Below are 13,444 nucleotides of genomic sequence, written 5' to 3'. Positions count from 1 at the left end.
TTGTTTATAATTATGCAACCAAAGAGTTATGTTCCATGATAACACTGTTGTCCAGTGCAAGTACTTCTTCCGCCAGCATACTCAATCCTGTTCTGAGTTCAGCTTCAGGGATAGTTAGTGCCGGCAGCAACTTGATCACCTGTTCATTGTTACCGCAGGTTTCTATGATCATTCCCTTGCCGAACAGGTTAGAGGATATTTTCCTGGCAATGGCACCTGATGTAAATTCAAGCCCCCATATCATGCCCGTACCCCTCACAGCCACCACATGTTCCGAAGCTTCTGCCAGTTGTTCCAGCTGCCGCTTTACAATAGCTGCATTCTGAGCGGTGGTCTTTTCCTGCGAATTGTCTTTCCAGAATTCCAGCGCTTCAGTAGCTGTACAAAGGGCCATGTTATTTGAACGGAAAGTACCGTTATGCTCACCGGGCTTCCATACATCCAGCTCCGGCTTCATCAGCAGCAGGGATAATGGCAGGCCGTAACCGCTGATAGATTTAGACAGCAGCACAATGTCAGGAACAATGCCTGCCCTTTCAAAACTGAAGAAATAACCCGCTCTGCCGCAACCAACCTGTATATCGTCCGCAATAAGCACGATCTCATTTTCCCGGGTAAATCTGCGCAGGTCCTGCAGCCATTTGTTGCTGGCTACATTTACACCTCCTTCAGCCTGTATAGTTTCCAGGATGATCGCAGCAGGCAATTCAACGCCTGTTCCCCTGGTAAGGATCATTTTTTCCAGGTATTCCATTGTGTCCACCCCTTCGCCAAAGAAGCCATCGTAAGGGAAGAAAATAACGTCCTGGGCAGGGTTCACTTTATGCTTTTCCTCACGGCTGCCGGATAATGCAAGGGAAGTAGCCGTCATTCCATGAAAGGAATGAGTAAAGGAGATCACCTTCCTTCTCCTGGTTGCCAGCCTGGCCAGCTTTACAGCGGCTTCGACCGCGTTGGTTCCTGTAGGACCGGTAAACTGTACTTTGTAATTCAGATCACGTGGTTGCAGGATGATGCTTTCAAATCTTTCCAGGAATCTGTCCTTTACTGCGCTGTTCATATCCAGGCAGTGCACAACAGCATCTTTCTCCAGGAAAGAAAGCAGGGCCTGTTTCAACCTGGGGTTATTGTGTCCGTAATTCAGGGCGCCGGCGCCGCAGAAAAAGTCGAGATATTTGTTTCCTGCAACATCGGTGATCTTACTTCCTTCGCCTGATTCGAAAATGGCGGGAAACTGTCTGGCATAACTATTTACGTTGGATTCGTTTCTCATTTTATTCAGTTTAATTTTTTATAAGCGGGTTTAAAAGATGAGTTCATCTGTTGTTTCAGGAATAGCTTCTTCCTGCAGGGTTAAGAAGGCATCAATGTATCTGGAAAGCACTTCTATATATGGGTCTTTAAAGAATGTTTCAATACTTATCTTCACATCAAACTGTTCTGATATCCTGGCTAACACGCGCATCAGCTTCAGGCTGTGGCCACCCAGCTCAAAGAAATTGTCCTTTATACCTATCTCCTTCCTGTCCAGCACTTCCTCCCAGATCTGCACAAGCTGCTTTTCCGTTTCATTACGTGGCGCTACATATTCCACACTTGCAGACATACCTAATCCTTTGTGAGACGGCAGGCGTTTCCTGTCTATCTTTCCGTTTGGAGTAAGCGGCAGTTCTTCCAACTGCACATAATAGTTGGGGATCATATATGCCGGCAGGTTCCGGTTCAGGTAAGAACGTATATCCGATACGTGCAGCTCATTCCTTATCACCAGGTAGGCGACCAGGTCTTTCTCTCCGCCGTTCCCTGTCTGTACTGCGGCAACAGCAGCTTCCACCTCAGGATGCAACAACAACGCGCTTTCAATCTCTCCCAGCTCCACACGATAGCCACGTATTTTCACCTGGTCATCTTTTCTGCCCAGGAATTCAACATTGCCATCGGGCAACCATCTGCCCAGATCACCTGTCCTGTACATTCTTTCTCCTGCCCTGAAAGGATTGGCTGTGAATTTCTCTGCTGTCAGCTCCTCCCTGTTCAGATATCCTTTGGCTACGCCTGCTCCACCTATACAGATCTCACCGGCAATACCAACAGGCTGCAACTGGTCTTCGTTATTAAGTATGTAAAAACTGCTGTTCGGAAAAGGTTTTCCTATAGGGGTTGAATGATATGCTCTGATTACAGCACCGGGACCGGCTTCATAATAAGAGGAGTCAATGGCGGCCTCTGTTGCGCCATAACTGTTGATGATCCTCAGCTGATCTCCTACCCTGTCCACCAGCTTTTTATAAGCTGTTATATTCAGCGTGTCTGAGCCGAATATCAGCAGTTTCATAAAATCCAATGGTTGGTTATTATCCAGGATATAATCCATCAGCGGCAGTAATACACCCGGCGGACTTTCCAGTATTGAGATCCGGTGCCGCTCCATCATGCTGTACAGGCTTTCAGGGTCCAGTTTTACATCATTAGGGCAGATCACCATTTTACCACCTGTAAGCAGTGAGCGACAAACATCTCCCATAAACACATCAAAGGAATGGCTTGCCATCTGCAGCAGGTTTACGCGGATGTTATCCAGCCCGTAACTGCGTCTCCATCCCTCAGCTATGTTGACCACATGCTTATTGGCTACCATTACCCCTTTAGGCCGCCCGGTAGAGCCGGAGGTATAGATCACATATACCAGGTCATCCGGCTGCGTAGTACGCACGGGATTGGTATTGCCGTATTCCTCCGCTGTCTGCATAAAATGACGCAGCAGTTCCTCATCCACGACCAGTTTACAGTTGCTGTCCGCAAGCATATAGTCTATCCTGTCCTGCGGATAGCCGGGATCAACAGGTACATAAGCAGCTCCTGTTTTCAGAACGGCCAGCGTGGCGATGATCATCCATTCACTGCGCGCCAGCTTAATGCCAGCCAGATGGTTCGGCATAAGCCTGTAATTCGCGCTCAGGTAACCTGCCAGCTGGTTAGCCCGCTCATTCAGTTCATGGTAGCAAAGCTCCGTTTCACCAAATACCAGTGCCATATGATCAGGTGTTTTCTCTACCTGCTCTTCAAACAGGTCAATTACCAGGCGATCTTTGTTATATAAAACGGTAGTATCATTGAATGTTTCCAGCAGTTGCCGCTTCTCTTCATCACTGACATAATCAAACCGGCATAAAGGCATGGAAGGATTGGTAATAATGTTTTGCAGCAGCAGCTCCAGGTGAACCGCCATACGTGATACCGTTTCTTTCTCAAACAGATCACTGTTATACTCTATGCTGACCTGTATCTCCTCTCCTGCTTCCACAAAATCAAAAGACAGGTCAAACTTGCTGATCGGTGTATTACTCCATTCATATTTTGCAATGGTCAGTCCATCCGGACGTAGTGCGTTCGTATCATGTGTACGGGTATTGTGTAATGTCACCATGACATCAAACAGGGCATTACGGCTCATATCCCGGTGCAGTTTCAGCTCGTCCACCAGGTCATCGAACGGATACAGCTGATGTTCATAAGCATCCAGTGCTACCTGCTTTACATTCTCCAGCAGCTTATAATAGCTGTCATTACCGTCAAAACTGGTCCTTAATGCCAGTGTATTCAGGTACAGTCCTATCTGGTCTTCCAGATCAGCATGTTCCCTGCCGGCTACCGGGCTGCCGATAATAATATCATCCTGCCCGGTATATCTGTACAACAACACATTCACGGCTGCCAGCAGCCCCATGAACAATGTGCTGCCCTGCTGCCGGGTCAGCGTCTTTAAGCCTGTACTTGCAGAGGCGCTGATCTTACGCTGTACCAGTCCGCCGTTATAGGTCTGTATAGCAGGACGGGGCTTATCAGCAGGCAATTCCAGCACCGGCAACCAACCGGAAAACTGTTTCAGCCAGTATTCCTTATGTTCTCTGAGCAGCTCTTCTCCCTGTTGCTGTTGCCAGGTAGCGTAATCCTTGTATTGTATGCGCAGGGGAAGCAAAGGGTTTTCCTGCCTGCCGGTAGAAGCATTGTAGAGCATCAGGAGTTCCTTCATCAGCACGTTCATAGACCAGCCATCGCTGATAATATGATGCATCACATAAGTGAACACCCATTTATTGTCAGCAATACGATACAGGGAAGCCCTGAGCAGAGGTCCTGCAGCCAGATCAAAATGCTGCGTGAAATCCCGTTGTATCAATTCATTTATCTTCCTGCCCCTTTTCCTCAGGTCTATCGTATCGATATGGAAAGGCATCTGTCCGGGTGAAAGGATAAACTGCCTGACATTACCCTTTTCATCTTCCCGGAAAACTGTTCTCAGTATCTCATGACGCGCTATCAGCCATTCAAAGGAAGCTGTAAATGCGTAACTGTCCAGCTCACCTTCAAAGATGAAGGCGCCTGGCATATTGTAGGCAACGTTGCCGTTTTCAAACTGGCTCAGCACCCACAAGCGGCGTTGAGAGGAAGAGAGTTCATAGTAAGGTTGCTCCGGTGCAACAGGTATAGCGGTAAAGGACGTTCTCTGCGCCTGCCGTATCAGCATAGCCTGCTCTTCCAGCACAGGTTTGGTGAACAGGTCCTTCAACGCGATCTTTACGTCAAAGCGTTTATGTATCTGGCTGGACAACCGGGTTACTTTTAAGCTGTGACCACCCGCTTCAAAAAAATTGTCTTTTATTCCTATCTGCTCTTTACCCAATATATCCTGCCATATATTTACCAGCGTCTCCTCTGTCTCATTCTGGGGAGCCACATAGGTAACACCGGTTGAAAGACTGTCCTTCCCCGGAGCCGGCAACCGCTTCCTGTCTACCTTACCATTTGCGTTAAGTGGCAGCTCATCCAGCTGCATAAAGCAGGAAGGGATCATATAGGGTGGCAGCTTATCACCCAGGTAACTGCGCAGGGTGTCTGCGTTTAATGATTGTTTGTTTACCAGGTAAGCCACCAGTACCTTTTCCTTGTTAGCTTCTTCAAAGGCGTTCACCACCACCGCCTCCATCTCAGGGTAGCGCAGTAATGCGCTTTCTATTTCGCCCAACTCAATGCGATAACCGCGGACCTTTACCTGGTTATCTCTTCTGCCAATAAATTCAAGTGTACCATCAGGCAGCCACCTGCCAAGATCTCCTGTCCTGTACATCCTTACCTGCTCTCCCGGACGGAAAGGATCTATGGTAAAGCTCCTGGCAGTACGCTCCGGATCGTTCAGGTAGGCTCTGCCCACCCCAATACCGGACACGCATATCTCTCCTTCTGCTCCTATACCACATAGCATTCCGGCATTGTCCAGGATATATATCCGTATATTCCGTATAGGCTTGCCTACAGGAATATTATCCGAATCCGGCACACGGTCCATAATATGAAGGGTAATATCGTCAGCCGCTTCTGCGGGGCCATATGCATTCACTACTTTTTTATCAGGGAAAGCATCGAACCAGCGACTCAGTACCGGCCGCGTTACGGCTTCTCCTGTTACCAGCATATAGGATAACCTGCTCAGGTCACCTGCGTTCCCCTCATCAATTATATCCAGCAATACTTTCAGATAACTTGGCACTACCTGTAGTATAGTGATCCTTTGTTTTTCCAGGCTTTTCAGGAATGCCGCAGGGTCCAGTATTTCCTGCTGGGAGTACATCACTGTAATGCCACCCGTAATAAGGGCGTTCAGCAGCTGCCATACAGATATATCAAAAGTAAATGAAGCGATCTGCGCTATCCGGCTATCTGCGTCCAGCTCCAGTTCTTCTGCCATGGCCACCAGGTGGTTAAGCATGCCTGCATGCTCTATCATTGCTCCTTTTGGGCGGCCGGTAGAACCGGAAGTGTAGATCACATAGGCAAGGTTGTTTACACCGGCAGTAATCGGCGGGTTAACACTTGTATAGAGGTCTGCGGTTGTTCTGAATCTCTCCAGCTCCTGCTCATCTACCAGCACTTTGCTGTTACTGTCTGACAATATATAATCAACCCGTTCCTGCGGGTAGTTTACATCCAGTGGTATATAACCGGCGCCTGCTTTCATGACACCCAGGATGGCTACCAGCATCCATTCACTCCTGTCCAGCTTAATGCCTATAAGGTCATCTGCCTGCACATCATAGTTTGTTCTCAGGTAGTCTGCCAGCTGGTTGGCCCTTTCATTCAACTCACTATAGCTGAGGGTCACATCCCCGAAGATGATGGCTGCATTGTCCGGGGTTTGCCGTACCTGCTCTTCAAACAGGGTGATAAAGGTAGTATCCTCCGGAAATGTCACATCTGTATCATTGAAACCGGTCAGCAGCAGTTGCTGCTCTGCCATAGTCAGGTAATCAATCCTGCCAACAGCGATATCCGGTTGTGCTGTCACCGTGTCCAGCACCTGTTCCAAATGACCTGCTATCCGGGACACTGTAGCACTATCGAAAAGATCACTGTTATATTCGATCTTAGCACGTATCTCTCCGTTATTTTCTACGAAGTAAAATGAGAGGTCAAACTTGCTGACCTCATGTTCCTCGCCTTTATATTCACTTACCCGCAGGTCTGTTAAATCCTGCTGTTGTCTGAAAGAAACACTATCATGGTTCTGCAGTATCACCATTACGTCAAATAAAGGACTGCGGCTCATATCCCTTGGCGGGTTCAGCTCATCCACCAGTTCGTCGAACGGGTACATCTGGTGCTCATAAGCGTCAAGCGTTACCTGCTTTACTTTTCTCAGCAGCTGCAGGTAACTGTCTGCCGGACGGAGCTGCGTTCTCAATGCCAGGGGATTGATATAAAAACCTATCTGGTTCTCCAGTTCAATATGATCTCTCCCGGCTACCGGGCTGCCAACAACAATGTCCTCCTGTTGTGAATACCTGTGCAGGAGTGCTTTTACGGCTGCCAGCAAGCCCATAAACAGGGTACTTCCTTCCTGCTGCAGCAGTTGCTTCAGGCGTCCGGTCAGCTCTCTGCCAATCACTTTATAAATAGCGCTTCCGTTATATGTTTTTACTGGAGGTCTGCTCCTGTCTGCCGGTAATATCAGCACCGGCAGCTCGCCTTCAAAACGTTCCAGCCAGTATTCCCTGTGCGTTTGCAAGGCCGTTCCTCCCAGCTGTTCCTGTTGCCATACGGCATAATCTTTATACTGGATACGCAACGGCGCAGGAGTAACAACAGTTCCGTTCACAGCTGCATTGTAAGAAAGCAGCAGCTCTTTAAGCAGCACACTCATAGACCAGCCATCACTCACAATATGATGCATACCATAGTAAAACACCCATTTATTGGCCGCTACCTGGTATACCGTTGCACGTACAAGCGGACCGGAAGCAAGATTAAAAGGACAGGAGGCAGCAGCTGCAATCAGCTCCCTGAGCCTGGCTTCCTGTTCTTTCTCATCGCTGATATCCTTATAATCTATACTAAACCTGACCTGTTCCTGCTGCAGGATCACCTGTCCCACCTCTCCCTGTTCATCTTCACGGAACACAGTGCGCAGACTCTCATGACGGGCAATCAGCGTATCAAAAGAAGCCTGCAGGGAAGCCATATCCAGCTTACCCTCAAAAACGTACACCCGCTGCATATTAAAGGCCACGTTATCTTCATCAAACTGTCCCAGCATCCATAAGCGGCGCTGTGTGGCAGACAGCGGGTAAAATGCACGCTCTTCCACAGGTGCAATAGAAATAAAAGATGTTTTCTTCCCTTCCTGTATCAGTTGCGCCTGTTCTTCCAGGACTTCATTGGCAAAAAGCGCCCTCAGAGGTAGTCTTACCTCGAAGACCTTGTGTATATGCGTTACCAGGCGGGTAGCTTTTAAACTGTGTCCGCCCAGCTCAAAGAAATTATCTTTTACACCGATCTGTTGTTTGCCTAGTATGGTCTCCCAGATCTGTATCAGTTTTTCTTCAGTCTCATTCCGGGGAGCAACATATGCTACCCTTGCATCGATAGCCAATCCGTCAGGCTCAGGCAATTTTCTGCGGTCTACCTTCCCGTTGGCTGTCAACGGAATTGCGTCCAGCTGCACATAATGATGCGGCAGCATATATGATGGCAGACTCCGGCTTAACCAGCTTCGAAGCTCACTTACCTGCAAACCTGCATCTCCCGAAAAATAGGCGGCCAACTCCTGCTCCCCCGTATCATTGGTCCTTACAACGGCAACCGCAGAACGGATCAGGGCATGGCTTTCCAGTGAACGGGCTATCTCTCCCAGCTCTATACGATAACCACGTAGCTTCACCTGATCATCCTTACGACCCAGGTATTCTATACGGCCATCCGGCAGCCAGCGGCCAACATCTCCGGTACGATACATCCGCTCGTTTTCACGGTAAGGGTTCACCACAAATTTTTCTGCTGTCAGCTCCGGCCTGTTCAGGTAACCACGGGCTACTCCCGCACCACTGATACAGATCTCACCGGGTATACCTATACCACACAGCTGGTCCTGTTTATCCAGGATATATACCTCACTGCGACAGAACGGAGCGCCTAATGGTATACGTCCTTCAGGCATTACTTCATGGATCAGTTTACCTACCGTGGTTTCCGTTGGTCCATAGTGGTTATATACACGGCAGGTACTGTTCACAGAACGGATCTGTGACAACACATCTGCCGTCAGTGACTCACCTCCGAATATCAGACAGCGCGCCGGCACAAAACAGCCGGCTTCATCTGACAGAGCTTTCCAATGCGAAGGAACGATCTTGATGCAATCAAGCGCTGCCCTTCGCATTCTTTCCGCATCCAGTTGCGAAGTGCCAGGGAAAATATGTAACGTGCCTCCTACCAGCAAGGCAGGATAAAGTACTGTATTACCAAGGTCTGCGGCAATGGTCGACAACAGGCCGAAATGACGGCACTCACTTATATTCGTCCTGGAAAGTACGCCCAGGCAATAGTCCGATAAAGATCCGTGGCTGATCATCACTCCTTTAGGCTGACCGGTAGAGCCTGAGGTATAGATAACATAGGCAAGATCATCACCCGCTATGGCAAATGCAGGATTATCTGCTACATGTGGCAGCTCGTCCAGCTGCCGGTCCATTTCAAATAAAGTACCATTGTAACCGGTGGCCAGTGATCTGTACTCACTGTTGGTCAGCAGTACTTCCACGGCCGTGTCTTCCAGCAGAAAGCTGATACGCTGCTGCGGGTATTCAGGGTCTATCGGTACATATGTGCCACCTGACTTCAGCACCCCCAGTATCCCAACTATCATATCTGCCGAACGGTCCAGCAGAATGCCCACCAGGCCATCAGCATCTATACTCTGCTCATTACGCAGGTAACAGGCCAGCCTGTTGGCCCGTTCATTTAGCTCACGGTAAGTAAGCGATTCTTCATCATATACTACAGCCTTTCTGTCAGGATATAAGGCTGCCTGCTCCTCAAATAATGTAACAAATGTTTTATCAGATACAGGAGCTGCATCCATATTATTAAAAACTTCAAGCAGCTGATGCTCTTCTTCAACACTTATATAATCCAGCTCCTGTACAGGGCAGCCGGCATCAGCTACAGCCGTGCGCAGCAACTGTTCCAGGTGATCGGCCATACGCGCAACCGTTGCCCCATCGTACAGATCACTGTTGTAAACAATATTCAGGTGAAGGCCATCACTTGTTTCAGAGAACCTGAAATTCAGATCAAATTTGCTGGTATGGCGCTCATCGCCATGGTATTCACTTACCCGGACATTATCCAGGAATTGTTCGTTTCCTTTTCCGGTACGGGCGTCCTGTAATACTATCATCACATCAAACAGTGCGCTCCGGCTCATATCACGCGGTACGTCCAGGTCATTCACCAGTTCATCAAAAGGATATACCTGGTGCTCGTAAGCGCCAAGCGTAACATTTCGTATATGCGATAACAGTTCCCTGTAACTGTCCTTTCCGTTGAAACGTGCTCTTAATGCAAGCGTGTTCACATAGAAACCGATCTGGTTCTCCAGGTCAATATGACCCCGACCGGCAACCGGGCTGCCGATAATGATATCTTCCTGACCGGTATAGCGGTATAATAAAGCATTTACGGCAGCCAGCAGACCCATGAAAAGGGTAGCACTTTCCTGCTGCATCAACTCCTGGAGCTCCCGGGTCAGCACATTACCCATTCTTTTATGCACCACGCCTCCGTTATAGGTCTTCGCTACCGGGCGGGGTCTGTCTGTGATCAGCTCCAGCACGGGCAACTCCCCTGCAAACTGTTGCAGCCAATAGGCACGGTGCTTCTCCCTCAATTCGCCGGAAAGCTGCTCCAGTTGCCAGGCCGCGTAATCCTTATACTGAATACGTAACGGTGGCAACGGATAAGCTATATTTGCAGTATGCGCCTTGTAAAATGTTAACAGTTCATTGATCAGCACATTCATAGACCAGCCATCGCTGATAATATGATGCATGCCATAAGCGAAGATCCATTTATCATCTGCCACACGATACAACGCTGCACGTACAAGCGGACCAGCAGCCAGGTCAAAAGGGCGACCGGTTACCTGGTACAGAAGACAGGGCAGCAGCTCTCCTTCCTGCCTCACATCCTTTACTACCATGCGCGCTCCGGCCTTCTCCGCTGTCAGGATAAATTGTCTTACACCCTCCGCATCATCCTCGCTGAACACAGTGCGCAGACTTTCATGCCGTTGAACAAGCTTGTTAAAAGCATGATTCAGTGCCGCAGCACTCAGTTCACCTTCAAATGTATATATACCGGACATGTTATAGGCAACACTGGTTTCGCCCAGCTGGCTAAGCATCCAGAGCCGGCGTTGCGAAGCTGACAGCGCATAATGAGGCTGTTCAGCCACTACAGGAATATCACTGAATTCCATTTCGGTCCCATTGGTAATAAAGGCCGCCATCTCTGCGATGGTAGGATACGTGAATATGTCTGCAATGCTCAGGCTTACACCAAAAGCCTTTTCTATCCTTGATATCAGCTGGATGGCGCGCAGGGAATTACCACCTGCATTAAAGAAGGAAATATTCCTCCCTGTTTTTTTATATCCCAGTATCTCTTTCCAGAATGCAGCCAGGGCATTCTCCATTTCACCCACGGGAGGCTCAAATGCGGTTCCTCCCATGATCACCTCTTCAGGAAGTGGCAACGATTTCCTATCTACTTTCCCATTCATGTTTAACGGAAACGCCTGCATGTAAATAAAACAGGAAGGTATCAGCTGCGGGTTCAGTGTTTTCTCCAGCTCTTTTCTGAGCTGTTCAGCATCCATCTCCGTACCGGTATAATAAGCTACCAGCGTGGAAAAATGCTCCGCCGTGCTATGCAGCTTTACAACGGCGCCTGTGACCTGTGTCAGATCGAGCAGCGCACGTTCTATTTCAGTCAGCTCTACACGGATGCCATTTACTTTTACCTGTGTATCCATCCTTCCCAGCACCTCAATATTTCCATCAGGCAGATAACGCCCCAGGTCGCCCGTTTTATAAACAATATCCCTTTCATCACTTACCAGTGGATTCTGAACAAAACATTCGCTGGTCAACTGCTCATTCCTGTAATAACCTTTTGTTGCAAACGGAGTCTTGATATAGATCTCTCCTTTCTCTCCGGGCCTGCAGATACGCCCATTCTGAATAATTGCTACAACAGTATTGCTGATAGGGATACCCGCGGGTATAGCCTGTGAAGGATTGGCCGGTACCTCCTGTATCCTGTAAAAGGTTTTGATTAATGTTGTTTCCGTAGGACCGTAAAGGTTAACAAGGCAGGCATTGTTTCCTGCAACACGGCGCCAGTTGTGAATATCCTTCGCAAAGATCAGCTCACCCGCCATCAGCACATGAGTAAGCTCACGCAGATTGTATGTGTTCTCAGCTGCAGTTTCAAGTTCTTTTGTCAGCACCCGGAAAAGAGATGGCACACAATGTACAGTACTCACCCCCGATGCCGCCAGCCAGCCAAGCAGCTGTGCAGGGTTTGTCTTTACATTAGCCGGTGGTATACACAACGTTCCACCGGAGATAAGGGCTACAAAAATATCGCGAAGGGAAGCATCAAAGGTGATCTGGGCCAGCTGGCTGAACCTGCCGGAATTATTAAACCCAAACTCCCTGATCTCCCATTGAATAAAGTGACTCAGGCTGGCGTGCGCGCCCAGTATAGCTTTACCATCGCCGGTTGAACCTGAGGTATAATAGATATAGGCAGCGCTGTCCCCGTTTATCACCAACGGAGGATTGCAGGACCATATGTCCTCTTCATCGAACAATTCAGGCATAAGCCCGTCTTCCGTTCCTGTATATAACAACAGTGAATCATCTGCATTCACCACAATGAGATGGGCAATGCTGATATCCAGTACAGCTGCTATTTCCAGCATCTTTTCCTTCAGATCGGCGGTTACGATCACTGCTCCATCAAATGTATCACGGAATACCTGGCGCAGGCGCTTTTCAGAGAAACCCGGATCTACAGGCAGGAAGATACTTCCGCTCTTGAAAATCCCAAGCATCGTGCCCACCAGGTGAATAGAGGGCGGCATCACAACATTCACGATCTTCTCCGGCCCATAATTCAGGTATGTCAACAGGTGGGACAAACGGTTAGCCAGGGTATTCAGCGCTCCATAGGTAATATGGTCACTTCCCGCCTCTATAGCTACTTTTGACGACAAGCCTGCCGCTACATCCTCAAATACTGTATGTATTATTCTCTTGTTCATGATGCTTGCTTTATTTCTTTACTAAATCAGCGCTGTAACAATGTTCCACCATCTCTCTTGCCAGCAGGTCAAGAAGATCCAGGTACGGGAGGTCAACACTTTTGGGATCAATACCGATAGACACTTCAGTGCAGCCACCTATAATGATGTCCACATCCAGGGCACTGATCTCTTCCATAGCATCATACATCTGTCTCCTGGCCTCATCCGAGATATGAGCAGACTTGAAGCCGTTCTTCATATAGACAGCACGCATAAATATATCTTCCTGCTTTACCCGGTCCAGGGTTATAACATCCATACCATTTCTGTTCAGTACCTTGTGGAAAAGCCGGGACCTGATAGTGCCGGTTGTAGCCAGCAGGCCTATCCTTCTTGCACCGGGATAGTAGCTGTTAATATGCTCTACCGCTGCATACAGAGGATTTATCACCTTTGCGTCGGTATGCTGGATGATCTGGTCGTAGTAATAGTATGCAGTAATACATCCCATAGCTATTACTTCCACCTGGTTCCTGTTAAACAGGTCAACAGATCTCAGTAGCGAGGAAAGCGGAGAAGGTTCATTGTATACAATAGCCCTTGTCCTGTCAGGGGTCAGGGAATTGTTATGAAATATGATCTCAGGAAATTCCTGGTCGCTCTCTGCCGGGGAATAATCAATTATCTTTTTCAGGAAGAAAGCACCTGCACGGGAGCCCATGCCTCCAATAATGCCAAGTTTCTTTTTGCTGTTCATAACTTCATGAATAAATGACACCGGAATGTTAATCAGGCGGG

General features: G+C 48.5%; 3 protein-coding genes. All 3 read right to left on the bottom strand.

All coding sequences use genetic code 11. The annotated features are described in order from the left end of the window. Nucleotides 1–10 precede the first annotated feature (10 nt). From ectB to GO493_RS24340, 3 genes are read right to left on the bottom strand one after another with little or no spacing between them, the layout of a single operon-like run. Nucleotides 11–1,273, bottom strand: coding sequence for a diaminobutyrate--2-oxoglutarate transaminase (gene ectB / locus GO493_RS24350; RefSeq protein WP_157308844.1), 1,263 nt, complete (start codon nt 1,271–1,273; stop codon nt 11–13). A 30-nt stretch (nt 1,274–1,303) separates the two neighbouring features. Continuing rightward, nucleotides 1,304–12,664: a non-ribosomal peptide synthetase gene (locus GO493_RS24345; protein ID WP_157308843.1), complete on the bottom strand. Its 11,361-nt coding sequence runs from the start codon at nt 12,662–12,664 to the stop codon at nt 1,304–1,306. A gap of 10 nt (nt 12,665–12,674) precedes the next feature. Next, complete coding sequence (locus GO493_RS24340; protein WP_157308842.1) at nt 12,675–13,403, bottom strand: aspartate/glutamate racemase family protein; 729 nt, start codon at nt 13,401–13,403, stop codon at nt 12,675–12,677. Nucleotides 13,404–13,444: the final 41 nt, after the last annotated feature.

Origin of the sequence: Chitinophaga tropicalis, from assembly GCF_009758205.1 — a bacterium.
Classification (GTDB): Bacteria; Bacteroidota; Bacteroidia; order Chitinophagales; family Chitinophagaceae; genus Chitinophaga; species Chitinophaga tropicalis.
The sequence above is the reverse complement of the archived record's forward strand: the minus strand, read 5'-3'. Positions and strand labels throughout refer to the sequence as shown.

What these genes read in the sequence shown, in the direction of transcription:
- ectB (WP_157308844.1), bottom strand. Translation starts at nt 1,273, where the DNA reads ATGAGAAACGAATCCAACGTAAATAGTTATGCCAGACAGTTTCCCGCC.
- GO493_RS24345 (WP_157308843.1), bottom strand. Translation starts at nt 12,664, where the DNA reads ATGAACAAGAGAATAATACATACAGTATTTGAGGATGTAGCGGCAGGC.
- GO493_RS24340 (WP_157308842.1), bottom strand. Translation starts at nt 13,403, where the DNA reads ATGAACAGCAAAAAGAAACTTGGCATTATTGGAGGCATGGGCTCCCGT.